Source organism: Ferruginibacter sp. SUN106 (genome assembly GCF_050611765.1).
GTDB lineage: Bacteria > Bacteroidota > Bacteroidia > Chitinophagales > Chitinophagaceae > Ferruginibacter.
Genome location: NZ_JBODJC010000001.1, coordinates 651505 through 678321, shown reverse-complemented (window position 1 = coordinate 678321; position 26817 = coordinate 651505). Strand labels below are relative to the sequence as shown.

Sequence of the window (26817 nt, the reverse complement as noted above, 5' to 3'; positions counted from 1 at the left end):
CAGTAAATGATACAAAGCTATCAAAAGCAATTAAATAAAAACAGTTTAGTTAAAACCATTTCCCTTTCTTCTTATCCCAGGTAGTTACACCAATTTTAAATTGCACCGGATTGCGGAATTGATTGGCTGCAGAACCGGACACATAAACACCCAGTTTAAATTTACCCATTTGATTAAAGGGATATTTAAATACTCTTTCAACACCGGTAAATACTTCAATGTAACGCAGGTTATTTCTTTCGGGTGCTATTAAAAAACCTGTGCCGGCAATTTCACGCAGGCCGATCTTTTTAAAGAATGGAATTTTATTTAGCAAGGCACCATTAAATTCATGCACATAATGCCCTTCGTAAAAACGTTTAAAAACTGGAAAGGTAGAATCCAGGGATTGAAATGCTTCGTTGGGATTGGAAAAGAAAATCGGATCGCCTCGTCTTTCCCTCTTGTAATCCACCAGTCGCAAGTCTTTTGTATTAAAGAAGGAGCCGGTTTTTAAAGTGTACGACGAAATGCCTACGGTACCGATTTTAATAGATTGCTTCACACCAAATTCCAGGTAATCAAAATTTACTTTACTATCGAATATTTGTGGGATACCTTTTTTCCACAGCGTATAAAATGTGGGCCATGAAGAACCGAGTATTACTTTTTCTTTGGGCTCACGTATATAACGCTGGTGTGGTGTATACTCCAGCTTCAGCGTTCCGTAAAAAGCATTGTAGGGTTCAAAAACTGCCACCTGGTTACTACTGCTGTCGAATATATTTCCTAATGAAGAGCTATCGAGAAACGTTCCTCTTTTATAATCTTTTAATGAACGGCGGAATGCCATATCCACATCTGAATAAAAAAACAATCCGTTTGCTAATTCTAAACTATGGCCTGCACCCAGTCCCTGGTTAAGATAAAGATTGCTTCTGCTAATCATATTTATCCAGGCATCGCCATTAAAAATATAATCAAAACTTTTTTGCAACCGTATAGTATAAGCACCACGATTAAATGGATTATACATTCTGTTCAACTGAATACTTCCGTTAATATCTTTATTTCTGATACCATAACTGAGTTCTGTAAACAGGCTTACATTTTTCCTGGACTCATAAGTTTTAAAATAAAAAAATGAAGGTTGTATCCTGGTGCCACCAAACTGCAATGGTTGGTATAAATTTGGAATAGGTGGAATATACCAGTTCCTTCTTTTTACATGGTCATTAAAGTTCTGCCCTTTAATAAAGATATTGGCTAAAGTAATTTTATTGATCACTCTATCCATCGAATCGAGATAGGCTTTGGTATGTGTGGCACTGTAAATACTATCTTTATAATGAATAAAACGAACTTCTTTTTCGGTTAGTGGTTCGGTACGATTAATTTGCCAGAAAGTGCTGTCTCTTTTATACGCCTCCATTGTAGCTGCACTCAGTTCGTTACCAAAATATTTTTTTTCAAACTGTTTGTGCAATTCAAAATTATTGTAGCTAACAACTGTGCGGCCTGACGATTTCTTTTTTCCGGAAGCAGCGTTGTAAGTAAACTGCTGCCGGCTCAGCATCCAGGCGCTATCGTGTATCAAACTGTATTGTTGCTCCACTTCAAAAAAATCATACTCTGCCAAATGATATTTAGGTAAGCGCAACTTAGTATGCAGTACTACCCAAAGACTGTCGGCCACAGTTATTTCTCCTTCTACTGTAGCGTTGCTTAATTGCCGTGGCTTAATACTGATGGTGAATATTTTTCTCCCGTTTACGATCTCCGTCTTTATTACTTTATAGCGATAGGCCAGCAAACCACTATAACTTAACGGCGATACAAAAGGTGTTTGCGAAACAGAAGGAATATTGATGAGGTTATTATACAAACTAAAATCGCCTTCAGTTGTAGAAAGAAAAAATAAACTCTGTGTATTGCCTCTTCTTTTTATACCCGTTCTTTCTTCTTTAATATTTTTAGGGGAACCATGATCGAGTTGCAATACAATTTCTGCCATTGCCATACGGTTAAGTTCGGCATTGGCCTGTTGTATTTTTAATAAGGAATCGCTTATCGGTTTTTTGCTTTTTTTCTGCGGCAAAGAATCTTCCTGCAATGCTTTAATGTATACTTTGCAGGAATAAGCACCGGAAGCCGCTTCAACAGCATCTTTATTTCTTATTACATTACGAATGTATTCTTCTGCCCTGTCACGGTTTTTTCCTTTTATCACCACTTCAGAAAGATTGGTGGCATCAGCCGCTTCCATAATAATATTCTGCAGGTAATCTGCTTTGCCAACAATTACAGTAATAACCTGTGGCTTATAACCTACTAACGTAATTACAAGATCATACTTTCCTTCTTCCAATGCAATTGAATAACTGCCATCTTCTTTGGTAACAGTGCCTTGCCTGATCTCTTTTACCTGTATACTTACAAAGGCCAGTGGGTCTTGCCTGCCATTGGTGATCTTGCCATATACCTTATGATACTGGCTAAAAGCAGGGACAGAAAAACTAATGGAAATAATTAAAAGGATCGATCGCATAATACAGTTGGCCAGGTTAAGGATTATAAAAATGCGATAAAACTTTGAGAGCCGTATACAGTAATTATTTATTAGATATTAATTAACAAATAAATAAGGAGGGCTGTACCATAACTGTCTTTACTCACTGGTAAATTCATCAAGAATGCCCGATGGCGTTTCAACAGCCCCGGTTTCATTTTTTATACTTAAACTTTTTATGAGTACAATAATAAAAGCACCATGGCCTGTTATTGTTAATGCCCAGGCAAGATAATAGCGTACAGTATTGATCCGGGGCATCAACTCTTTTAATTCGCTCTTATCTATGTAAAGCAAACCAATCATTATTAACCCCATCATAAGTAATGGTATAAAAAACATGACAAAGAACAGGCTCCATACATGTAACCTGATCCAGGCTTTAGCTTGTATTTTATTCTTTAATACACCGTAAGTAACAGCTTCCAGTATCACCAATAGCATTACAGCAATTTCAAGCCATGTAAAAATTCTTATAGCAGGCATCTTGTAAACAAAAGTTCCAATATTCCTTGTTTGATAACTTAAAAACAGTAACAACAGCAAACGAAAAAATACAATAAGGCTTAAACCCCTGATGCCCCAAGTATATGCTTTGTTATTTTTCATTAATTATTGCTGTAAGTATCGATGAAATTTCATTGGCTCTGTTAGCAATCATAAAATGTCCGCCTTTTTTTATAAGATGTTGCGGCTTAAAATTGATTATGGGTAATACTTTATCTTTATCGCCATGTATGCGGATAATATTTGGAGGAGCCGTGGTTCTTTTCCAGTTTACAATTTCGTTGATGGCCCATTTGGAAAAATCAGGATTGGAAGCAGTAAGTATTTCCTCTAACAGTATCTTATCATTGCTTGCCGAAATACTAAAAAGCCAGTTTGTAAAAATATTACTCTTGTGAATACTTCTTTTAGGCAGTAACTTATTTAAACCAAGTACACCTGCAAGTTTATAATATACAGGTAATTCCTGTCTTCTTGCAGCACTGGAAACCAGTATCGTTTTTTCTGGTTTTACAAATTCAATTACTTCAGTAGCAAGCATACCGCCAAAAGATAAACCAATAAGTATAAAAGGTTTTGAAACGTCTATTTTACACGCTATTCTTTTTGCATACTCCTGTATTGTTTCATTTTTTTCTGGCGCAAGCCAGTCTATAAATACAGCAGTAACACCCTTTGGAAATGTCAAATACTTAAAGGCCGTTTTATCGGCACCAAGTCCGCTAAGAAAATAAATTGTCATAATGCAAATTACACTATCAGAAGCTGGCTGCAAAAATTGCAACTCAATAACTCTATTTGTTAATATTCAGATAAGTGATCACAATTTCCACCCTTCTGTTCTTTTGTCTTCCGGTAGCAGTGGCATTTTCTGCTACAGGAAAATACTGCCCCTTACCTGCAGCAGTTATTTTTTCAGCAGCTCCGGGAATTTTTTCTGTCAAATAATTTTTTATAGTTATCGCCCTGTTTTCAGAAAGTACCTGGTTTTTATTTTCGTTACCGGAATTATCAGTGTGGCCTGTGATGCCGATAGTTAAAAATTTTTTTATGGTAAGTTTTGTAACAAGACTATCGAGGATATTTTTCAATCCTGGTTTCAGATCATATTTTCCTATATCAAATAACAGATCGGGAATAACAATTGTATCCGTTGTAAATTTTACAACCGGTGCAATAACGGGTTCTTCTTTAAAAACAGGAACGTTGTTTGTGTGGCGATAATTATAGTCGAACATTTTTGTAATGTTGGCTTCGTATTGGGCGCAAACTGGTGCATTACCTTGAGCTTGTAACTTAATTTCATCTATAAAATATAAAACATCGCCGCTTTTATTCATGGCGTCACCCATACTATATTCCACCTCAGCAAGCCCGGCAGTGGTAATCGTAAAAAATTTTTCATTGCCTGTTGCAAGGTATTCGCATTTCACATGCTTCCAGTCTTTATAATCGCCATCTACATTTTCTTTTGTAATAATTACTGAAGGTGTTGCAGACAAATTTTTAACTGTAGCCAGCATAGGCTCTTTTTCTGTAAAATAAAAAGCCAGCTGTTTAAAATTGTTTTTTGCAGTATTCAGATAAAAAGAAAGGTCATACTTTTCTCCCGCTACCAACTGGCAGCATAAACCGGTGTATACATATCTTGGGTGATTAAAATTTGCAAGCACACTGCCAACGGGTACAATCAAAACCATATTGCCAATTACAGGCCTAGGGGCAATGCGACCATTCACTAAAAAATTACCGGCGGGAATATTGAACCATGCTTCAGGTGAACAATCGGCTTTAAATTCAATGCAGTTATTAATAGCTTCAAAACCCGGGTTGGCAAAAAGGTTTTGTGCTTCTACAGTACTACAACAAAATAAAAAGAAAAAAATTATAATTAAACTGCGCCTGTACTTTGATGGATTCAATTTTTAAGGCAATTTAAAAAATTAAATGCATAAGTGAGCTTTTTAAAAATTGAACCGTAGGAAATTTACAAAGCATAATGTTGCATCATATACTCTTCTATTGCCAGTGCCCTTGCTTCCAGGTCTTTATTTTTAATATATTTTTTTATATCCTGCTCCTCACTCAGCAATTCTTTTTTATACACATTTGTAAAAGGAAAATAATTTACAGCAAAATGCCACTGATCCCTGATGGTTGAAAAAATATCTGCATCTGCTTTCATCAACGTATTATAATTTAAAAACACTACACTATCAGTTGGCAAAGAGCGGGCATGTTGTAAGATCTCTTCATAATAATGCACCCACACTTTTAAAAACCGGTCCGTTTCTTTTTCAAATATTTTCTCCAGGCTTTTTCTTTTAAATAACTGCCATTTCAGTTTAGATAACCCTCTTTTTTGCAGAAACCGTTTTTCATTCATTTTAAATTCCCTTGTAATCAGAGAGCTTACAGTAGCATTAAAATTCCGCACTACTATAACATAATAAGCAGAAGGAATTAATTTACTGTACTCGCCCAGAAACAAACAGGTACGTGGATCTTTCCATCCCCATTCATCATGTTTCCGGTTCTTTGTTTCCAGCATGCCCTTCAATTCCATCTGTTCTATTTCGGTTAAACTGCCGGTTGCTTTTGTAATTAAACCGGTATCAGGAAAATTTCGTTTTTTCAAAAACTTCTGATGCAGGCTTAAAAAATCTGCATCTTCAAAATGCCCCTGTTCATTTCCAATACCGGGACCTAATAAATTATTACCAATAAAAAGTCCGCAACGATTTAACCACTGGGTTACAACTGATGTACCGGAGCGATGCATTCCTGCTATGATGAGTACTTTAGAATTCATGAATTAATGTAACGGTTAAAAAAAGGAATATTGTTTTTTAAATAACCCGGTAAAAGAACAGATTGTTTTTTATTCAAATTCTTTTTTACAAAAACCACCATCTTATTTACGCAACTGATGATAGTTTCATTATCTGTATTGATATAAATATCCGGGGTTAACGGCTCTTCAAACGGATCATTGATACCAGTAAGGTTATTAATTCTATCCGGATGATGTAGGGGAAGAAATGCTTTTTGATAGAGACCTTTGGTATCACGTATCTTTAATGTTTCAACAGAACAATCGATGAATGCTGTTAATACATTGGGATAAGTCGTTTTAACTTCAGTACGTATCTCCTCATAAGGATTAATAGCGCAAATGATAGCTACAACGCCATGTTTGGACAGTTGATGTGCCACAAAGGCCATACGGCGCATATTTTCAAAACGATCTTGCCTGGAAAATCCTAAGCCTTTACACAAGGTGGCACGGTATTCATCACCATCGATGATCTCTACTTCAATACCTTGTTTTAGTAGTTCTGCTTCTGCAGCTCTTGCTAATGTACTTTTACCCGAACCCGACAACCCACAAAATTGAATGATCATTTTAGTTTTGTTTAAAATGAATGGACTTACTTTTTACAGAACAGTTTAAAACCTGTTCAATAAAAAGATGAACAATAAATTAAAATGGTTGGGTAAATATTTTGTGTGTGATAGCAGAACAAAAATAATACACGTAGTGAAGTAATAGCATTAAAATTTTTTAATCCTATTTTAATCAGCTTTTAATTTACAAGCGGTTAACATAACTGCTTAAAAAAAATCGTTGTTATAAATTATTGCAGTAGTTTAAATTGCTTTTACTTCGGCGCAAAGGTCTTGTAAAACTTTTTTAGCATCGCCGAATAACATACTTGTTTTAGGTTGAAAGAAGAGATCATTTTCAATACCGGCATAACCGGGTTTCATACTACGTTTATTTACAATTACCGTTTTGGCCTGTTCAACTTCTAATATGGGCATTCCATAGATGGGTGAGGCAGGATCATTTTTTGCAGCAGGGTTTACCACATCATTCGCACCCAATATCAACACCACATCAGTAGTTTTAAATTCATCATTTGCATTTTCCATCTCCATCAGTTTATCATAACTCACATCAGCTTCTGCCAGCAATACATTCATGTGGCCGGGCATACGTCCTGCTACAGGATGAATAGCATAATTTACTTCCACTCCTTTTTCAGTTAATATTTTTTCCAGTTCATGGCAAATATGTTGCGCCTGCGCTACAGCTAAACCATAACCCGGAACGATCATTACTTTGGTAGCATAGCCCATTACCATTGCAGCATCGGCTAAACTTATTTCTTTGTAATTGCCTTGCGCTTTTGCAGGGCCGCCTTCAACAGTAGCCTTATTACCACCACCAAAAGACCCAATCAACACATTGGTTAAAGAACGGTTCATCGCTTTACACATCAGTATGGTAAGCAAAGTTCCTGCTGCACCAACTAATATACCACCGGTAAGCATCGCTTTGTTATCGTATAAAAATCCACCGCAGGCAGCAGCTACACCGGTGAAAGAATTCAAGAGAGAAATTACTACCGGCATATCTGCACCACCAATCGGCATTACAAATAATATCCCGTAGATGAATGCAAAAAATCCAATCAGCAAAAACGGAATATACATACTGCCGATATTGGATTGATAAACCCATACTGCTGTTGCAATTACCAATACCAGCACAATCATGTTTACAATATGCTGACCTTTAAAAGAAAAATCTTTTACCTTCCCATTCAACTTTCCCCATGCAATTATACTACCGGTATAAGAAATGGTACCAATAATGGCACCTGCAACAATAGTGATGTAATGGCCAACAGTGGCCAGTTCTGCAAACGGTGTTTCAGGAGATGCTTCGTGCAATTTATAAATATGATAAAACTCTGCGGCAGAAATTAATGCCGCACAGGCTCCACCCATTCCATTAAACAAACTCACCATCTCGGGCATAGCCGTCATCTTTACTTTTTTTGCAGAGAGCGTTCCAGCAACAGTGCCAATTAATAAACCTGCAAATATCCAGATGTAGTTGTGCAGCTTTTCGCCATTGTCTTCAAATAAAAAGATAGTACCGAAAATGGCAACGGTCATACCAAATGCCGCTACTAAATTTCCTTTACGTGCACTTGCAGGATTGGATAACATTTTCAATCCAAGGATAAAAGTTACTGAAGCAATAAGATAACAGAGTGTCAAAAGATTCAATTCCATTGTTTATATTTTGCACGCAGAGACGCAGCCGCCGCTGAGATTTTTAATTCGTGTTATTAGTTTTAATTCGTGTTATTATTTCTTCTTCTTAAACATTTCCAGCATTCTATCTGTTACCACAAAACCACCCACCACATTTAATGTACCGAGTATCACGGCAAAAAAACCCAGGCCTAATGCTAAATAATTATCTGTTTCTGCTTTGCCCATTACAATAATAGCACCAATGATCACCACACCATGTATGGCATTTGCGCCACTCATTAAAGGCGTATGCAACACACTGGGTACACGGCCAATCACTTCTATACCCACAAATATCATCAGGATAACGATGTAGATGATCTGTTGATTTTCAGAAATCCATGCTAAAATATTTTCCATTTTGGTTGGTTAATTAGTTTATTGGTTGATTAGTTAATTGATGGTTGTATTGAATGCATTATCCATTATTCATTACACCATTATCCATTAATTATTGCGTTTATTCTTTCATTAGTGATTACTCCATCATGTACCACACAAGTACCTTTCACTAAATCATCTTCAAAATTTAAATTGATGGCACCTTCTTTAGTAATGACCAGTTGCAAAAAGTTAAGGATATTTTTTCCGTATAATTTACTGGCATCACTTGGCATCGTACCTGCTAAATAAGAGTTACCTACAATACTTACACCATTATGAATTACGGTGGCGTCTGTTTTAGTTAATTCTGTATTGCCGCCTGTAGCTGCGGCTAAATCTATTACCACTGAGCCATTCTTCATGCCTTCGATCATGGCAGTGGTAATTAATACCGGTGCTTTTTTACCGGGTATTTGTGCTGTAGTAATTACAATATCTGCTTTGGCTACACTCTCAGCTATTTTTGCTTTTTGTCTTTGCAAAAATTCTTCTGTTTGTTCTACTGCATAACCGCCGGCTTTACTGGCATCAGCTGCACCTTCCACTTCTACAAATTTTGCACCCAGGCTCATTACTTCTTCTTTTACTGCAGGGCGGGTATCAAAAACTTCTACTACTGCCCCCAAACGTTTTGCAGTTGCAATGGCTTGTAAGCCTGCAACACCTGCACCCAGTATCAGCATTTTTGCAGGAGGTACACTGCCTGCTGCTGTCATAAACATGGGGAAATATTTAGGAAATAGATTCGCTGCTGTCAACACTGCTTTATACCCTGCAATGTTAGCCTGGCTGCTGAGTATATCCATACTTTGTGCCCTGGTGGTACGTGGCAGCATATCCATGCTAAAAACTGTTACACCTTTTGCAGACCAGTCTTTCATCAATTGTGCGTTAAATAAAGGCTGAAAAACACCCAATACAATTTTTGATTTTAGATTTTCGATTTCGGATTTATCGGGTGTGTTTATGGATAAAATGATATCACTGTTTTGCAGAATTTGTGCTCTTGACTGTATCGTTGCTCCTGCCTCAGTATATTTGTCATCATTGGCAAAAGCCATAGCGCCGGCATTGTTTTCGATACAAACATTTACATTCCATTTTTTAAGGGTAGCTAAATGTTCTGGCAGTAAAGAGACTCTGGTTTCGGGGGATGGTTCTTTTAAAACGCCTATTGTCATAAGAAAATTAATTGCTGCTAAGGTACAGAAATTGGCTCTATCTCCTTAAAAAATCAACATGACTTTAAACAGTAATTTTCAACTAATGGTGACAATGATCATTAAAACCGGATATCGAAGTGTTGTTTTACTTTAATATCATTATTTAAAGTAACAATGCCTATAAAGAACAGATCGATAGTAAGGGTTACAGCAGGATGTTGTTTAATTTCATTCCAGGCAGCTTCCATTTCGGCACTCCAGTGAATATCATCAAAAATAAGAATGGTTGAAGGTGTGGAAACTTTAAGCAGCTGTGTAAAATAATCCAGGGTAGGCAATCTGCGGTGATTGCCATCTACAAAAGCAAGATCGATTGTTTGTAATTGATTTAAAAGCGGCGGTAAGGTTGTTGTAAAATCGCCTTCGGTTAAAATAATATTTTTCAAATTGAGTTGCTCAAAACTTTGTTTTGCAATATGGGCAATATTTTTTGCACCTTCGCAGGTAGATACCTGTGCGTTGGTATTACCTGAAGCAAGATAAGCAGTGGTGATACCGAAGGAAGTTCCCAATTCCACAATTGTTTTGGGTTGGTAATATTGCACCATCCTGAATAACAGCTGCGAAAATTTCTTTGGCTTTAAAGAAGATCGTGCAATTTTTTTCACCACTCTTGCATTGGTTTTTATAACCGATGAACCGGCGCCAAAATCTTCTACTTCAATAACTGTTGCATCGTTTAATAATTCCAATCTTCGTTTTTCAATGTCATTATAACAATCATATTTTTTTTTATCATTCAGTACGTTAATAATAAAATCAAATACAAAAGGTGAATGAATACCATGGCCTTTTCCATTGGAAGCGGTAAAATAATAGTGCAGGTATTTTTTAGTTAACTGAAATTTGCTGTACATGCTATTTCAAAAATACGGAAGGGCAAGGAAGTTTGTTTCTTTTCTTTGCAATGAAATAAATAACAACCAGCAAAATCAAAATCACCAAATAACCAAGTAAAATATCTAAAAGGCTTATTAGACCCGGGAAAGACCAATATGAAGGAAGATAATCTCTTGAAAAACGATTGTATAGCTTTTCTATTAAGTCAATATTTGTTACCAGTAAAAAAATGAAAGTAAACCATCTGTTACTTCTTAATTTTCTAAAAAAAAGCAATAATCCTAATACTACAGGAAAGTATATTTTAACCAACATCCATGGCAATGTATTTATTACAGAAGTATTGTCAGAGCTAAAAGCATACCATTCGTATGAATTTTGTCCATACCAGGCTAAAAATAATTCTCCCAAATAGAACAATAAATATAAAAGAATACACCAGGCCGCTAACGTATTAAAGACATACAAAAGATTATAGGATTCTGTTTTATAATTGCCTTTTAGAAATGTAGCCCCAAGTAAAAATAAAATCGCAGCAAAAAGATGAAGCTGCATATAAGTGCCGGAAAAAAAATAAAAGTAATATTCTACAGTAAAATTCATTTCTTTTCCCAGACTTGAAATGAATAGGCGTAAGCATGCTTTGCATCAAAATCAAAATCTTCGTTGGATTTTAATGTCCATATATTTTCATCTATCACAGGAAAGAAAGCATCGGCATCATTAAATGAATGGTGTACACGGGTTAAATAAATTCTATCGGTAACCTCCATGCTTTGTTTATAAATTTCGCCACCGCCGATAATAAATATTTCTTTGCAATTAGCTTCAGCAGCTTTTGCCAGGGCTTCTTCAATATCTTTTGCCACCATCACGCCTTCTGCATTCCATCCGGCCTGCCTTGTAATTACAATATTAATTCTGCCGGCTAACGGCTTACCTAAACTCTCATAAGTTTTACGCCCCATAATGGCAGGTAAACCCCAGGTGGTGTTTTTAAAAAACTTCATATCGTTGGGTAAGGTCCACAGTAATTCACCTTCCCTGCCAATGGCATTATTTTCGGATGCTGCTACAATTATTGAGATCATAAAAACAAAAGTAAGGAATCTGCTGCGAATGTTTTTTTGCCACAGATTGCACAGATTACACAAATTGTGTTTTATCTGTGTAATCTGTGCAATCTGTGGCTAACTTTTAATTCTTTAGAATTTTAAACTCTACACGGCGGTTCAGCTGGCGGCCTTCATCTGTTTCGTTAGTGGCAACAGGTTTGGTTTCGCCATAGCCTTGCGATATAATTCTTGATGCGGCAATGCCTTTGGATAAAATATATTCTCTTACCGATTTCGCCCTGTTATCACTTAAGGTAAAGTTATAAGTATCCGAACCTTTACTATCGGTGTGTGCACTCATTTCAATTTCCACATTGGGATAATCATTTAAGAATTTCACTACACGATCCAGTTCCACAAAGGATTCCGGCCTTAAATTAAATTTATCAAAATCAAAGAATACATTGTTTAAACGAAATACCTGTCCTATTTCTATCGGTGCTAAATACAGGTCTTTATGAATTTCTTTGTAGCCTGCTTTTATTAAAGAATCTAAATTTAAATTTTCTGAAATAGCGAAAAATTTATCTGCTGATGCCCTGATGCTGTAATTTTTATCGTAGGGCAAAACAATTTTAAATGAGCCATCAATAGGACTGCTCACGCCGTTGCCGGCATCGGCACCATCAGGTAATGTCTGGTAGATCAATTGTGCCGTTAATGGTTCCTTGGTTTTTGCATTGTATACATTGCCACTCACCAATACCACAGGGTTTGGTTTTTCTTTTTCTAAAAGTTTTACCCTTACAATATCACTGGCGCCAAAAGCTCCATCGCTGGAAGTAAGGTAAGCATATTCGCCACCGGCGTCCAAAGTAAAAAATGCTTCAGAGCCCGCAGTATTTATTGGTGCCCCAAGATTTACAGGATCACTCCACTTCGTCCAGCTGTCATCTAAACGTTTACTCATCCAGATATCATTTTCACCCAAACCTCCGGGCCTGTCGCTGCTGAAATATAAGGTAACCCCATCAGCCGCAATAAACGGACTCATCTCATTATAATCAGGCAGGTTAATTTTTTTACCTAAACTTTTAGGTGCTGTCCAGATATCATTACCTTCTAAAAAAGAAACGTACAAGTCATTGTCGGTACTATTTTTTTTATCGGTCATGTAAAACAATAAAGTCTTTCCATCGTGGCCCATCGAAGCGCCGATCTGCTGTGTAAAACTGAACTTATTAAAATTCCTGATCTTCAGCATTTCGGCATTGGTCCAGCTGTTATCAGGTCTTTTGTGGATCATGCTCACCCCCATACCCAAATACTGGCCGTCGATAAAAGAACCTTTTAATAAAATGGTATTTAAATCGGGAGATATCCAGTACACCGCATTGTATTGCGAGGCATTTACTTTAGCACTTAAATGTTTGGCCTTACTCCATTTTCCGGCACTATCCCGGGTGGAATACCAGATATCCTGCGAATTGGGTACTGTCTGGTACTGAATATTGGCAGGATCGTTTTGGCGGATAAAGAACAACAGATCCCCATCGGCAGAAATAGTGGGCCGCATTTCGGGGTGATCGGTATTGATCAATTCTCCAAGGTTTTCCACCTTGATGATGGTGGATTCTTTAATTACGTTTTCCTTTTGCTCTTTTAAAGTGGTATCAATAGCAGGCTGTGCTGCAGCGGTTGAAAGCAATGTAATAAGGGCACAAAAAGTAAAAGTTGTCTTCATAAGATAAAATTGGCTTATGTAACAACGAAAAAGTGAGTAATTTAATATGTGATCGGGCAAATAAATATAATCAGCGAAATGCTTTTAGCTTATATGGTTGAGTTTTTTAAAAATCTCCAGGTACAAAAAGGGTTCCGATTTATCAAGCCAGTGATAGCTATCAAATATCTCTACTGCAATTGCATCAGCCATTTTATCTATAAACATTGTTGGTATCCAGCAATATAAATTTGTTCTTGTAACATAAAACCATGTGTCTAATGGAGGAATATCTCCATTGTCAACAAATCCACTTTCAGCTGCGGCCGCACCGTCATAGGTAGTTATATCATTGTCAAACACAAGGATTCTGCCGAGTTTTTTAAGATCGCCTTTCGGTAACACTGTCTCTGTTCTTACAGTTAACCCTTGCTGTAAAATGATTTCATAATTAAAGGGGTGATATATTGAGTTGGCTATATAGCCATAAGGAGTATTGGTAAAAGTGTAGAATGGTTTACCCTCGTAAACAGGATTTACCGAACGCAGTATTGTTGTATAATTTACCTTGGAAATATCTTCAATTTTGCTGATGATATTTTCTGTATAAATTATTGTTCTGATAAGATTAGAATAAAATTCTTCTGAAAAATTTTCATCTGCACAATAGAGGTGAGAGAAATCTTCAGAGGCTACATGAGCATTTGCTGTTGTTTTAGAAAATAGATTGGTTATTTTATTTAGAAGATTCATTGAGCAGGTTTTATTTAGTGGACTGATGCGAAAAATATTTCACAAAGGCGCAAAGGCCACCGAGAAAATCTTAATTTCTTGTTCTAGCCTTTTCTATAATCCTGGCTTGGTGCCTCTGTGGCTTTGTGGGAAAATATCTTACACCGCTACCGGCGCCTTTATACCCGGGTGACTTTCATAATTCAGCAATTCAAAATCTTCATATTTAAAACTGAAAATATCTTTTACTTCGGGATTGATTTTCATTGTTGGCAATGGAAATGGTGTACGTGTTAATTGAAGGTTAGCTTGTTCAAAATGATTGCTGTATAAATGCACATCGCCAAAACTGTGTACAAATTCTCCCGGTTCCAAATCACAAACCTGTGCAATCATCATGGTTAATAAAGCATAGGAGGCAATATTGAAAGGCACGCCTAAAAATACATCTGCTGAACGCTGATACAACTGGCAACTTAATTTTCCGTTAGCGACATAGAACTGAAACAAACAATGACAAGGCATCAGTTTCATCTTTGGCAATTCCGCCACATTCCATGCACTAATGATCATACGCCTGCTGTCGGGATTATTTTTTACCTGGTGAATCAGGTCTTTCACCTGGTCTACTTCCACACCATCGGCACCAGTCCAGCTGCGCCATTGCTTACCATAAACGGGCCCCAGATCGCCATTTTCATCAGCCCATTCGTCCCAAATTTTTACATTGTGTTCTTTTAAGTAGCCGATATTGGTATCGCCCTGTAAAAACCAGAGCAATTCGTAAATGATACTTTTTAAATGTGTTTTTTTGGTGGTAACCAATGGAAATCCTTTGCTAAGGTCAAAGCGCATCTGGTAACCAAAAACGCTTCTTGTGCCAGTGCCGGTGCGGTCGCTTTTATCGGTTCCGGTGTCTATGATATGTTTAACTAGATCAAGGTATTGTTGCATGGCTGCAAAGTAAGTGAAAAGTTGAAAGTGGTAAGTTGAAAGTTATTCAGAAACTGTTTAAAATTAACAGCATCATTTACACCAACTTACCGCCGGAAAAATTAAAAACTCCCCAAATCGAAAACCCCAACTATCAACTATCAACTATCAACCATCAACTATTCTTTATCTTTGCAGCGGAGAAATTATCATGAGTAAAAAAGGAAAAGTTTTAATGGCGATGAGCGGCGGTATAGACAGTACTGTGGCGGCTTTGATGCTTCATAAAGAAGGGTATGAAGTAGTGGGTATTACCATGAAAACATGGGATTATGCCACCAGTGTGGGCACATCGGGCAAAAAGGAAACCGGCTGCTGCAACCTGGATAGTTTTAATGATGCCCGGCAAGCTGCTGTACAACATGGCTTCCCGCATTTTATATTAGACATACGGGAAGAGTTTGGCGATTTTGTAATTGAGAATTTTGTAGATGAATATATTGCCGGCCGCACGCCCAACCCCTGTGTGATGTGCAATACGCATATCAAGTGGCGTGCGCTGATGAAACGTGCCGATGCGTTGGGCTGCGATTTCATTAGTACCGGTCATTATGCCCAGGTGCACCAGCATACCAACGGCAGGTATTTTTTACGTAAAGGTTTAGATGAAACCAAGGACCAAAGCTATGCCCTGTGGGGATTACAGCAGGATTTACTAAGCCGTACTATTTTGCCTTTGGGTACGTATCGCAAAACAGAAATACGCCAGATGGCGCATGATTTTGGCTACCCCGAACTGGCTAAAAAAAGCGAGAGCTACGAAATTTGTTTTGTGCCCGATAATGACTACCGTGGTTTTTTAAAACGCAAGGTAGAAGGCCTGGAAGAAAGAGTGGATGGAGGGTCTTTTGTAGATAAAAACGGTAAAATATTAGGCAAACATAAAGGCTATCCTTTTTATACCATCGGGCAGCGTAAGGGATTAGACATTGCTTTAGGAAAACCTGCATTTGTAACTGAGATCATCCCCGAAACCAACACCGTTGTACTAGGCGAAGAAGATGACCTGAACCGCACCGAAATGAAAGTGACCAAACTCAACTGGTTAAAATATGAAGGTGTTACAGAAGGTATGGAAGCCGTAACAAAGATCCGCTATAAAGATAAAGGTGCGCTTTCTAACCTCTTCACATACGAAAATGGCATCAATGTACGTTTTTATGATAATGTAAAAGGTATTGCCCCCGGGCAGAGTGCTGTTTTTTATGAAGGTGATGATGTGATTGGTGGAGGAGTTATTCAGCGGAATGAGCAGCCTTTTAGCTTATAATAGCGTCTGTAATGTATAACTTATGAGAAAATTATTTTCCTTTATTGCCACCGCTTCACTGGTTACTTTTAGTGCCTGTAAAAAAACTACAGAAAAATTTCCTACTGCCCCGTTAAGCGATTATTTCCCTTTAGCAGTGGGTAAATACATCACCTATAGTTTAGATTCTATTGTTTACTACGATAATTTCGGTACTTCAGCTTCTACAAAAAGCTACCAGGTAAAACAGGTAGTGGACGCACAAATAACTGATAACCTGGGCAGGCCCGGCTATCGTATTATCAGGTACATCCGCAGTACACCAACCGCTGCATGGGTGGCTGATAATACTTTTATGGCTATCAATACCGGCACTACACTTGAATGGGTAGAGAACAATCTTCGCTTCATGAAATTAAAAGAACCTATTCAGCAGGATTATACCTGGAAAGGCAATTCTTACATCAATACTAATTCGCAAACGCCTTATCTTAAATATTATGATGATTGGGATTATTATTATGATAGTCTGAACATGCCTGCAAAAATTGGCACCTTAACAGTAGACAGTACCATTAAAGTTTCAGAAATAGATGACCAGACTGCAATTGACAGAACTTTTAGTGAAGCAAAATATGCAAAAGGTATTGGTTTGGTGTACCGTAATTTTTTATACTGGAACAAAGGCAATGCTAACGGCACATACTCTGATAATTCTTATGGCGTTATTTTAAAAATGATCGACCACAACTAAATATAATTCTTGCAAAAAAAATATAGCTGCATGTACAATGCAGCTTTTTTATTGCCCTAGTTTTTGAGCCTGGTATACGTAGAAAAGTCGGTGGAAGGAATATTATCCGTTTCGCCCAGTTGCCTTAATAAAGTTACCAGTTGCCCACGATGAAAAGTGGCATGATTAAAAAGATGTAACAACATATCATTTACTTTCATGGTAAACGGTTCTTTATTGCGTACAAATGCAAATACATCAGTTAACTGAGTATCGTTAGCCCCATTTACCCAGTCAGCCCATTGCCGGCTTTGAAGGGCAAGGCCTGCAACTGCATCAGCAAAACTGCCTTTAAAAGTTTCGCTTAAAGGGCTGATATTTTCTACTAACTGAAGGCGTTGCCACCAGATATTTTCGGCCTGCCACATATGCACTATCGTTTTGTACACAGAGGGAAAACTGCTTACTATTTCCTGCTGTATCTTTTCTTCACTAAGCTTCCGTATTCTTTCAAATAAAATATTATTGGCCCAAACATTATAACCGGCATACTGTTGTAATAATTCCTTCATGGTTTTCTGTACTTTTGAATGCCCTAAATTATCAATTATTACTTACAACAGTTTCAATTAAAAAAAATGTCTGATAAAAAAATGCCGCTTACAGGTTTCAGTTCTCTCGCCATCCATGCTGGTCACACCACCGATCCTAACTATGCACACTTAACTCCCATTTACGCCAGCAGCACTTATGTGTTTGATGAAGCAGAGCAAGGCATGCGCAGGTTTAGCGGCGAAGAAAAAGGTTATATCTACAGTCGCTGGGGTAATCCTACCATTTCAGAATCAGAAGAAAAAATTGCAGCACTGGAAAGTTTTGGTGTTACCAATCATGCAGGCAATCCTTTGGAGTTAAAAGCCATTTTACATTCCAGCGGTATGGCGGCATTAAGTACATTACTCATCAGCAATTTAAAAAGTGGTGATAAAATACTCACTCATTTTTCATTGTACGGCGGCACACAGGATTTAGTGGAAAGAATTTTACCACCGTTGGGCATTGAAGCTATCATTGCCGACCTGAGAGATCTGAATAAAGCAGCAGAACTGATGAAAGCAGATAGCAGCATCAAAATGTTGTATTTGGAAACCCCTGCTAATCCTACTTTAAATTGTGTAGATATTGAAGCACTTACCAATCTTGCTAAACAGTATAACTTAATTGTTGCCTGTGATAATACTTTTGCAACCCCATACTTACAACAGCCTTTTAAGTACGGCGTGGATTATGTTTTTCACAGCACTACAAAATTTTTAAACGGGCATGGTACTGCCATTGGCGGTGTATTGATCGGCAGAGACATAGAAAAAATGAATACGCATGTCACAAAAGTGCATCGTTTATTAGGTGGCAACAGTAATCCTTTTGATGCCTTCTTATTAACCATGGGTATGAAAACCCTGGAAGTGCGCATGGATCGCCATTGCCATAATGCAATGGAAGTAGCTAATTTTTTAGAACAGCATCCTGCTATCAGTAAAGTGAATTATTTAGGATTACATTCTCACCCGGATTATAAAACCGGTGCTAAACAAATGCGTCATCCCGGCGCTATGCTGAGCTTTGAAATGAAAGATGGTTTGGAAGCAGCTAAAAAATGTATCGATAACTTACAGATGTGCATACGTGCAGTTTCGTTAGGCACCTGCGATACTTTACTTTGTCACCCAGCAAGCATGACGCATTTTAGTGTGCCTAAAGAGAAAAGAGAATTGTATGGCATTACCGATGGCCTGATACGCATGAGTGTAGGTATTGAAAATGTACAGGATATTTTAACGGACTTAGACCAGGCCTTGCAATAAATATGAACGACAGCAAAAAGATCTCCCTGGCTATAATTTATTTTATACTCTCTACTGCAATTACCTGGTGGTTTGTAGATGTATGCCCGCTATACAGCAGCCTGCAGCAAAAATTATTATCAACAGGTATTGCAGGTGCTAAATGGAGTTTGCAAATTGCTTTGGCCTTTTTCTTTTTAAAAAATAAAAAATGGGATTTTATAAAAAATATTGGCGCAACCTGTTTGGTGGGTTCAATAATTTTATTGCCGTATGCGGTAATGGCTACATGGAGTAATAATAATTCAGCAATATTTTTTGTTTCGTCTTTGTTGATTGCAGTGGCGGTAATGATTGCTTTATATTTCAGCAATGTAAAAAACTCAGGCGTATCACTTAAATGGTTTTGGGGCTGGGTCATTTGCCTGGCTATTGCCATAACATTACAATTAACAGTTGTATTTTCAGTCATAAAATTTTGAGCATGCCAGTAATTATAAGAAAAGCAGTACAGGAAGATTGTGTAAGGATGATGGAACTCATTAACGAATTAGCATTGTATGAAAAAGCTCCCGAAGAAGTAACAGTAGACTTTGATCATTTTGTAAAAAGCGGCTTTGGAAAAAACCCGGTGTGGTGGGCATTTGTTGCCGAAGAGAATGGCCGGGTAGAAGGTTTTGCATTGTGGTATGTACGCTACAGTACCTGGAAAGGGCAACGCATGTATTTAGAAGATCTGCTGGTTACCGAAAAAATGAGGGGCAAGGGCATTGGTAAATTATTGTTTGATAGCCTTATTGAAGAATGTAAAGCACAACAATTCAGTGGCATGATGTGGCAGGTATTAGACTGGAATGAACCGGCGATAAATTTTTATAAAAAATTAGATGGGGTAAAGTTTGATGGCGAATGGGTGAATTGCAGTATCAATTTCCCTTTATAGTATTTTATTTTCTCCATACTTCTTATTGCAGGCAACTTTTTTATAATGTATCTTGTCCGTATATCAGCTAACGCTTATACATCATTATGAGAAGACATTTCCGGTTGAATATTCTGGTAGTATTACCTGTTATCATATGCTGCAGCATCGCTGTTTTTACAGGTTGCAGGAAGAATACTAATGAAAACACCTTATTAAGCCCGCCCGATTTAACTACCAAAGTAAGCTCTTCTGTAAGTGGTTTTGTAACGGATGAAAACGACCTGCCTGTAAAAAATGCCAGCGTTCAGTTTGGTACTGCTACAATCTCTACAGATAAATACGGTTATTTTGAAGCAAAGAATATTGAGGTGGTAAAAGATGCAGCAACGGTTACTGTTACTAAAACAGGATATTTCAAGAATGTCAAAACTCATATTGCAGTTACTGGCAAAAGTGCTTTTTTCAGAATAAAACTAATTCCTAAAAAGATTGCAGGAATTATTAATGGAAACACAGGTGGTACCGTTGCATTAACCAATGGCCTAAGTATCACTTTATCGGCCAGAAGTACCATTACTGTAAGCACTGGTAATTTTTACACTGGTATGATAACCGTTAGTGCCGCCTGGATAGATCCAACAAGTAAGGACTTATCTAATATAATGCCGGGTGACTTACGGGGTGTAAATACAGAAGGTTATACACAGCTGCTTACTTCTTACGGAATGGCAGCGGTAGAATTAACTGGTAGCAATGGTGAACTCTTACAAATTTCAACCGGCAAAAAAGCAACTTTAAGTTTACCGGTTCCAACCGCATTATCTTCAACAGCACCTGCATCAATTCCTCTATGGTATTTAGAGGAAGCTACCGGCCTATGGAAACAAGACGGCAGCGCAACAAAAACCGGCAGTAATTATATAGGGGATGTAAGTCATTTTTCTTTTTGGAATTATGATGTACCGAGTAATTTTGTACAATTTAATTGCACTGTTATAAGTTCTACAGGACAACCTATCCAAAATACCAGAGTTAAAATATCATCTGTGGCTAATCCGTTCAATGCCACAGCCGGCTACACTAACGCATTGGGTTATGTTAGCGGATTAGTACCAGATAATAGTCAATTGCTTTTAGAAGTATTCGGTTCGCTGTGTAGTGGACCGTCGTATTCGCAAACATTTACAACAACCAATACACCTGTTTCTTTAGGTAGTGTAACAATCAACAATTCATCTACTGCAATAATTTCCGGAACAGTTACAAATTGTAACAATAGCCCGGTTACAAATGGATATGTTATTGTATTAGAGCCTAATCAATGTACGAAGTATGATATAAATAGCGCAGGTGCTTTTAATTTTTCAAAAGTACTCTGTGGCAATGCGGCAGCTGTTATTTTGGTTGGTGAAGATGCATCAACTTTACAGCAAAGCAACTCACTTAATATAACACTCGCTGCCGGAGTTAACAATGTTGGCGATATAAAAGCCTGTGGTATTTCTGCTGCAGAGTTTTTTTATTATAACGAAGATGGAATAAGCCATTTATTAACCATGCCTCAAGACTCAATTAGTCTTGGTGGTACAATAGGAACACCCGAAGGATGGATTTGGGCTTATGAAAGAGTTATATCCAACACACATATAATGCTTAATTTCGATAACCATAACCCCACACTAAACAGTTATCAATATATATCCAACTATTACTCAGGTACCATAGTTAATGCCAGACCTTTGTCGCCTGGCACCACTACATTGCACATAACTGAATTTGGGCCTGTAGGCCAATTTATAGCCGGTAATTTTTCCGGAGTATTTTTTGAAACTGCCAACCCGAATATTCAACATACTATTTCTGCCTCGTTCAGAACGAGACGCAAATAGTATTTATTCTTTTCTAACTCTTCTGCTTTCCCATATCAGCACATGTTGTAAATTTGCAACACAAAAAGTTCAATAAAGATTTACTGTACAAGAGTGCCATCCCGAGGCGGCACACAAATCTCTCTCGGGACAGGCGCCATTAATGTGTGCTGCATTAAGATAACTGTTTAAACAAAATAAATTATTTATGGCAGAAAAAATTACCATGGGTACCAACGGAAAACTAAATGTTCCCAACAATCCCACCATCCCGTTTATTGAAGGCGATGGCATTGGCCCCGAAATATGGAAAGTAGCGGAAGCAGTATTTAACACCGCTGTGGAAAGGGCTTATGGAGGCACCCGCAAAATAAACTGGAAAGAAATGCTGGCCGGTGAAAAAGCATTTAAACAAACCGGCGAATGGCTGCCTGCTGATACTTTACAAACCGCAAAAGATTATATTGTATCTATAAAGGGGCCTCTAACTACTCCCATTGGTGGTGGTATCCGTTCACTGAATGTAGCAATGCGCCAGGACCTTGACCTGTATGCCTGTGTGCGCCCGGTAAAATGGTTCAAAGGAGTGCCTTCCCCGGTAGTACATCCTGAGCAGGTGGATATGGTAATTTTCAGGGAGAATACAGAAGATATTTATGCCGGTATAGAATGGAAAGCCGGTAGTGCCGAGGCATTAAAATTTGAAAAATTTCTGATTGAAGAAATGGGCGTAAAAAATATCCGTTTTCCGGGCGACTCCAGTTATGGTGTAAAACCCGTTAGTAATGAAGGCAGCAAAAGACTGGTAAGGGCTGCTATTGAACATGCGCTGGAGCATCACCTGTCCTCAGTAACGCTGGTGCATAAAGGCAATATCATGAAGTTTACCGAAGGTGGTTTTAAAACCTGGGGTTACGAAGTAGCCAGGCAGGAATTCGGCGACAAAACTTTTACCTGGGATGAATGGGATCAGCTGAAGAAAGATCATGGCGAGGCACATGCCAATGAAGTACAACGTAAAGCACTAAGCGAAGGAAAATTATTGATAAAAGATGTGATCGCAGATAATTTTTTACAGCAGATATTGATTGCGCCAAAAGATTTTTCTGTAGTAGCTACACTAAACTTAAATGGCGATTATATTTCTGATGCCCTGGCTGCTGAAGTGGGTGGTATTGGTATTGCACCCGGTGCCAACATCAATTATAAAACCGGTTATGCCGTATTTGAAGCTACGCATGGTACGGCACCTAAGTTTGCAGGTACTAACAGTATGAACCCTTCTTCGGTAATATTAAGTGGCTGTATGTTGCTGGAATATATCGGCTGGAAAGAAGCTGCAGATTTGATCACCGATGCATTACAGGCAGCTATTATGCGCAAGCGGGTAACCATAGATTTTTATAACTTAATGAGCGGCGCTACCTTATTAAAAACAAGTGAGTTTGGCAATGAAATTATAAATAATATGGGCACGGTAACAGGCGAAGCACAATTGAAAAAAAGCTCAAGTTTGTAATAACTGTTGAATTTCTAAATACTTAAAAAATTACAGTAATAAAAAAGCCCGGCAATAACCGGGTTTTTTCTGCGTGCTATTTTGGCTTGTCAGGTATTCAGATTTTATTTGTTTTCATGAGTATGATTTCCGATGCTGCTATGATAAATAAACTATTCTTTAAATAGCATCGATAGGGTGCTATCGATAGGGTGCTGTTGTAAATTATTTTTCTATAAACCTGAGGGCAGGCAAATCTTTGATCTTTAAAAAATACATACCAGCAGATAAAGTAGTAACATAAATGGAATTGCTGCTTTGTATAGCAGCTGTATAACTGCGGCCGGTTACATCAAAAACTTTTATTTCACCGGCTTTATAATCCATCAGGTTAACACCCGTAACCAGCAATTCATTTTTTACATTCCCGCTATTTAAAATAACCGGTGCTGCATTTTTATCGCTTTTTTTAATCAGCATTCTTCCTGTTTCCTTAACCATACCATCCATGGTTACACCCGAAATTTTGTAATAATAATTTACGGCAGTATTAGGCAGGTAATCTTCGTAGGTATAATCTGTGGTTGAACCCGGTAACACAGTACCGATCGTTGTAAAGCTGAAGCCATCGGTACTACGCATGACCTTAAATTCTTTTACGCCGTCTGCAGAGCCGATCTTCCAGTTTAAAGCCACTTTATTTCCGGCTTCAATATACTTAGCCGAGTTGCTGATATAGGTAATAGGTAAAATAGTATACATAGGGAACGGGCTGGTATTACCATACACAGTACCGAACGGGTTGGTACTTATTGTAAAAAAAACGGGTGTGCCATTCGGATATCCGGATGGTACGGTAAAAGTGGCCGTGTAATTATTATTATAAATACCAAAAACCGGGTTATTGGCTGTTGTAAGCGGGGTAACCGTGCCCAAAATTGAAGAATAAATCACCAATTCGCTAATGGCCGGGCCGCTGGTAAGATTAAAGGTAACTGTAACAGCACTACCCGCAGTTCCTGTTGCACTGCTTAAACTACCGGTGTAAAGCGTGGCATGTGCCGAAAATAAAAATAATAAAGAAGCAAATAAAGTAGATAATTTTTTCATCAAACTCTTGTTTTAAAATGATTAAATAGTGTAAATAAAAAGTTCTTTAACCTTTCAAAGGAGTTTGTTTCAGGTTCTTAGTCGATCTTAAGAGGAAAATAGTTGTATCGGTTTGCAGAAAATTTTATACCCCTTTGTATACTTGTTATTTTTATTAAAATACAGGGTAAAACATAATTACAGGCATACCCTGTTCATCAATATGACTAAAATGCTGATAATACACCAGTATTTCTGTAATTTTACCACAAAACAATTTAATTGATATGGCAAAAATAAAAGTAGCGAATCCGGTGGTGGAACTGGACGGCGATGAGATGACAAGAATCATCTGGAAATTCATTAAAGACAAATTAATTCTTCCTTACCTGGATGTGCCTATTCAGTATTACGATCTGGGTATGGAATACCGTGACGAAACCAACGACCAGGTAACTATTGATGCGGCCAATGCCATCAAAGCCTGTGGGGTAGGTATCAAATGCGCTACCATTACACCTGACGAACAAAGGGTGGAAGAATTTAAGCTGAAACAAATGTGGAAATCTCCCAATGGTACTATCCGTAATATTTTAGACGGTACTGTTTTTCGTGAACCTATTGTAATGCAGAATGTACCAAGATTAGTTACTAACTGGACGGCACCGATCATTGTTGGCCGTCATGCTTTTGGCGACCAGTACCGTGCTACTGATACCGTAATTAAAGGCAAAGGAAAATTAACCATGACCTTTACACCGGAAGGTGGCGGCGAACCACAGGTTTTTGAAGTGTACAATTATAAAGGTGATGGTGTGGCTATGTGCATGTACAATACCGACGAAAGTATTTATGGTTTTGCAAGAAGTTGCTTTAATATGGCACTGAGCAAAAAATGGCCTTTATACCTGTCTACAAAAAATACCATTCTTAAAAAATATGATGGCCGTTTTAAAGATATTTTTGAAGAAGTATACCAGAAAGAATTTAAAACTGCCTTTACAGAAGCAGGCATTACTTACGAACACCGCCTGATTGATGACATGGTGGCCAGTGCATTAAAATGGAATGGCAACTTTGTATGGGCTTGTAAAAACTATGATGGTGATGTACAAAGTGATACCGTAGCGCAAGGTTTCGGTTCATTGGGCTTAATGACTTCTGTACTGGTTACACCCGACGGAAAAACCATGGAAGCAGAAGCTGCACACGGTACCGTTACCCGTCACTACAGGGAGCACCAGGCCGGAAAACCAACTTCTACTAATCCTATTGCATCAATCTTTGCATGGACAAGAGGTTTGGCCTTCCGTGGTAAATTAGACAGCAACCAACCACTGATCGATTTTTGTAATGCACTGGAAACTGTTTGTATTGAAACTGTTGAAAGTGGTAAAATGACTAAAGACCTTGCGGTTTGTATACATGGCAACAAAGTAAAACATGGTGACCATTATTTATACACTGAAGAGTTTTTAGACGCTATTGACGCTAATTTAAAAGCGAAAATGGGATTGTAAAATCAATTAAAAATGAAATAATAAAAGGCAACTGTAATAGTTGCCTTTTTAGTTTACATTTATACCCTCATTAATCAACCAATCACACTTTTTATGAAAAAAAATAACCTGCTCTTTTTAATTGCTACAGCATTCAGTTTGCTTTTATTCTCCTGCAACAATGGCCTTACAGGCGAAGCCTATACCATTAAAATGCGGATGAGTAAAGCAGATACTTTTCATCAGAATATTAAAATGGATATGAACATGAAGATGAATGTGATGGGGCAGCCAATGGACATGAAAATGAATATGGATGCAGGTATAACATTTGAAGTAGCAGATACTACCAATACCAGCAAGGAATTAAAATTGACCTATACCAAAATGCATATGGGAATGGATATGGGCAATAAAGCCATGGGGGCAATTAATATGGATAGCATTATGAATGAATCTATTGGAAAAATGATCGGCAAATCGGTTGTTATAGAATTATCTCCTACCAACGAAATTACACAGGTAAAAGGTTTTGATTCGCTGATGCTGAACAGCACCGACAATGAGGCAAGCAAGCAGATGATGGAAAAAATGTTTTCGAAAGACCAGATGAATAATATGTTTGGTATGATGTTCAGCATGTATCCTTCCAAACCTGTAAGAGTAGGAGAAACCTGGACCTCAAAATCAAAAGTAAACCTTGCCAATATAGATATGCAGGTAAGCATAAAATATAAATTGGTGGGTGTTAAGAATGGCCTGGCTGATATTGATGTGGATGGCCTTATTGATGGTAAGGGAGATATGAAACAGAATGGCATGTCAATCGGTATGTCGATGTCGGGAACGCAGAAAGGGATGCTCACTATAAAAATGAAAGATGGCTATCTTGAAAATGGTTCGTACAAAATGGATGTGAAAGCGGATATGGAAATGGCAGGGCAAAAAGTACCGATGACCATAAAAGCAGATTATTATTTAAGCAATAAATAATT

26 protein-coding genes are annotated in these 26817 nt (G+C 37.8%); 9 read left to right on the top strand and 17 right to left on the bottom strand.

Annotated elements, in window-relative coordinates:
• Nucleotides 1-49: 49 nt before the first annotated feature.
• The 15 genes from ACQ334_RS02715 to ACQ334_RS02645 form a co-directional block, all read right to left on the bottom strand.
• Complete coding sequence (locus ACQ334_RS02715; protein WP_430986624.1) at nucleotides 50-2527, bottom strand: DUF5686 and carboxypeptidase regulatory-like domain-containing protein; 2478 nt, start codon at nucleotides 2525-2527, stop codon at nucleotides 50-52.
• Between the two features lie 120 nt (nucleotides 2528-2647).
• Entirely contained in the window at nucleotides 2648-3157 is a 510-nt protein-coding gene (locus ACQ334_RS02710) for a hypothetical protein (RefSeq protein ID WP_430986623.1), read from the bottom strand.
• Complete coding sequence (locus ACQ334_RS02705; RefSeq protein WP_430986622.1) at nucleotides 3147-3797, bottom strand: alpha/beta fold hydrolase; 651 nt, start codon at nucleotides 3795-3797, stop codon at nucleotides 3147-3149. The genes ACQ334_RS02710 and ACQ334_RS02705 overlap by 11 nt, the downstream gene beginning before the upstream one ends.
• Nucleotides 3798-3849: 52 nt before the next feature.
• Nucleotides 3850-4977 (bottom strand): OmpA family protein, encoded by a 1128-nt coding sequence (locus ACQ334_RS02700; RefSeq protein WP_430986621.1) that lies wholly within the window; start codon nucleotides 4975-4977, stop codon nucleotides 3850-3852.
• A gap of 65 nt (nucleotides 4978-5042) precedes the next feature.
• Entirely contained in the window at nucleotides 5043-5867 is an 825-nt protein-coding gene (locus tag ACQ334_RS02695) for a sulfotransferase (RefSeq protein WP_430986620.1), read from the bottom strand.
• The gene (gene cysC, locus ACQ334_RS02690) at nucleotides 5864-6460 is read right to left on the bottom strand and encodes an adenylyl-sulfate kinase (protein WP_430986619.1); all 597 of its coding nucleotides are present in this window, start codon (nucleotides 6458-6460) and stop codon (nucleotides 5864-5866) included. The genes ACQ334_RS02695 and cysC overlap by 4 nt, the downstream gene beginning before the upstream one ends.
• Before the next feature lie 246 nt (nucleotides 6461-6706).
• A complete protein-coding gene (locus tag ACQ334_RS02685) occupies nucleotides 6707-8143 on the bottom strand; it encodes an NAD(P)(+) transhydrogenase (Re/Si-specific) subunit beta (protein ID WP_430986618.1) in 1437 nt (478 codons plus the stop codon).
• A gap of 75 nt (nucleotides 8144-8218) precedes the next feature.
• The gene (locus ACQ334_RS02680) at nucleotides 8219-8527 is read right to left on the bottom strand and encodes an NAD(P) transhydrogenase subunit alpha (RefSeq protein ID WP_430986617.1); all 309 of its coding nucleotides are present in this window, start codon (nucleotides 8525-8527) and stop codon (nucleotides 8219-8221) included.
• An 80-nt stretch (nucleotides 8528-8607) separates the two neighbouring features.
• Entirely contained in the window at nucleotides 8608-9732 is a 1125-nt protein-coding gene (locus tag ACQ334_RS02675; protein ID WP_430986616.1) for a Re/Si-specific NAD(P)(+) transhydrogenase subunit alpha, read from the bottom strand.
• 101 nt (nucleotides 9733-9833) lie between these two features.
• Nucleotides 9834-10631 (bottom strand): O-methyltransferase, encoded by a 798-nt coding sequence (locus tag ACQ334_RS02670; protein ID WP_430986615.1) that lies wholly within the window; start codon nucleotides 10629-10631, stop codon nucleotides 9834-9836.
• Nucleotide 10632: 1 nt separating this feature from the next.
• Nucleotides 10633-11217 (bottom strand): hypothetical protein, encoded by a 585-nt coding sequence (locus ACQ334_RS02665; RefSeq protein ID WP_430986614.1) that lies wholly within the window; start codon nucleotides 11215-11217, stop codon nucleotides 10633-10635.
• The gene (locus ACQ334_RS02660) at nucleotides 11214-11705 is read right to left on the bottom strand and encodes a dihydrofolate reductase (protein WP_430986613.1); all 492 of its coding nucleotides are present in this window, start codon (nucleotides 11703-11705) and stop codon (nucleotides 11214-11216) included. Before ACQ334_RS02660 ends, ACQ334_RS02665 begins: the two co-directional genes overlap by 4 nt.
• 106 nt (nucleotides 11706-11811) lie before the next feature.
• A complete protein-coding gene (locus ACQ334_RS02655; protein ID WP_430986612.1) occupies nucleotides 11812-13413 on the bottom strand; it encodes an OmpA family protein in 1602 nt (533 codons plus the stop codon).
• Between the two features lie 84 nt (nucleotides 13414-13497).
• Nucleotides 13498-14145, bottom strand: a complete 648-nt coding sequence (locus tag ACQ334_RS02650; RefSeq protein WP_430986611.1) for a hypothetical protein — start codon at nucleotides 14143-14145, stop codon at nucleotides 13498-13500.
• Nucleotides 14146-14283: 138 nt separating this feature from the next.
• On the bottom strand, nucleotides 14284-15078 hold the full coding sequence (locus tag ACQ334_RS02645; protein WP_430986610.1) for a thymidylate synthase: 795 nt from the start codon (nucleotides 15076-15078) through the stop codon (nucleotides 14284-14286).
• A gap of 190 nt (nucleotides 15079-15268) precedes the next feature.
• Between ACQ334_RS02645 and mnmA the strand changes: the two genes are divergently transcribed.
• Nucleotides 15269-16387 (top strand): tRNA 2-thiouridine(34) synthase MnmA, encoded by a 1119-nt coding sequence (mnmA, locus tag ACQ334_RS02640; RefSeq protein ID WP_430986609.1) that lies wholly within the window; start codon nucleotides 15269-15271, stop codon nucleotides 16385-16387.
• A gap of 22 nt (nucleotides 16388-16409) precedes the next feature.
• Complete coding sequence (locus tag ACQ334_RS02635) at nucleotides 16410-17120, top strand: hypothetical protein (protein ID WP_430986608.1); 711 nt, start codon at nucleotides 16410-16412, stop codon at nucleotides 17118-17120.
• A 56-nt stretch (nucleotides 17121-17176) separates the two neighbouring features.
• Here ACQ334_RS02635 and ACQ334_RS02630 read toward each other — a convergent pair whose 3' ends face one another.
• Nucleotides 17177-17671 (bottom strand): DinB family protein, encoded by a 495-nt coding sequence (locus tag ACQ334_RS02630; RefSeq protein ID WP_430986607.1) that lies wholly within the window; start codon nucleotides 17669-17671, stop codon nucleotides 17177-17179.
• Between the two features lie 66 nt (nucleotides 17672-17737).
• Here ACQ334_RS02630 and ACQ334_RS02625 point away from each other — a divergent pair, with 66 nt between their 5' ends.
• The 5 genes from ACQ334_RS02625 (at nucleotide 17738) to icd (ending at nucleotide 23255) form a co-directional block, all read left to right on the top strand.
• Nucleotides 17738-18964, top strand: a complete 1227-nt coding sequence (locus ACQ334_RS02625; protein WP_430986606.1) for a trans-sulfuration enzyme family protein — start codon at nucleotides 17738-17740, stop codon at nucleotides 18962-18964.
• Between the two features lie 2 nt (nucleotides 18965-18966).
• Complete coding sequence (locus tag ACQ334_RS02620) at nucleotides 18967-19425, top strand: hypothetical protein (RefSeq protein WP_430986605.1); 459 nt, start codon at nucleotides 18967-18969, stop codon at nucleotides 19423-19425.
• Nucleotides 19426-19427: 2 nt separating this feature from the next.
• A complete protein-coding gene (locus ACQ334_RS02615) occupies nucleotides 19428-19886 on the top strand; it encodes a GNAT family N-acetyltransferase (RefSeq protein ID WP_430986604.1) in 459 nt (152 codons plus the stop codon).
• A gap of 86 nt (nucleotides 19887-19972) precedes the next feature.
• Nucleotides 19973-21757, top strand: coding sequence for a hypothetical protein (locus tag ACQ334_RS02610; RefSeq protein WP_430986603.1), 1785 nt, complete (start codon nucleotides 19973-19975; stop codon nucleotides 21755-21757).
• A gap of 187 nt (nucleotides 21758-21944) precedes the next feature.
• Nucleotides 21945-23255, top strand: a complete 1311-nt coding sequence (icd, locus tag ACQ334_RS02605) for an NADP-dependent isocitrate dehydrogenase (RefSeq protein ID WP_430986602.1) — start codon at nucleotides 21945-21947, stop codon at nucleotides 23253-23255.
• Between the two features lie 204 nt (nucleotides 23256-23459).
• Here the strand turns inward: icd and ACQ334_RS02600 are convergent, their stop codons facing one another.
• Nucleotides 23460-24344: a T9SS type A sorting domain-containing protein gene (locus ACQ334_RS02600; RefSeq protein WP_430986601.1), complete on the bottom strand. Its 885-nt coding sequence runs from the start codon at nucleotides 24342-24344 to the stop codon at nucleotides 23460-23462.
• A gap of 266 nt (nucleotides 24345-24610) precedes the next feature.
• Here ACQ334_RS02600 and ACQ334_RS02595 point away from each other — a divergent pair, with 266 nt between their 5' ends.
• Both ACQ334_RS02595 and ACQ334_RS02590 read left to right on the top strand, forming a co-directional pair.
• A complete protein-coding gene (locus ACQ334_RS02595) occupies nucleotides 24611-25843 on the top strand; it encodes an isocitrate dehydrogenase (NADP(+)) (RefSeq protein WP_430986600.1) in 1233 nt (410 codons plus the stop codon).
• Between the two features lie 93 nt (nucleotides 25844-25936).
• Nucleotides 25937-26815 (top strand): DUF6263 family protein, encoded by an 879-nt coding sequence (locus ACQ334_RS02590; RefSeq protein WP_430986599.1) that lies wholly within the window; start codon nucleotides 25937-25939, stop codon nucleotides 26813-26815.
• Nucleotides 26816-26817: the final 2 nt, after the last annotated feature.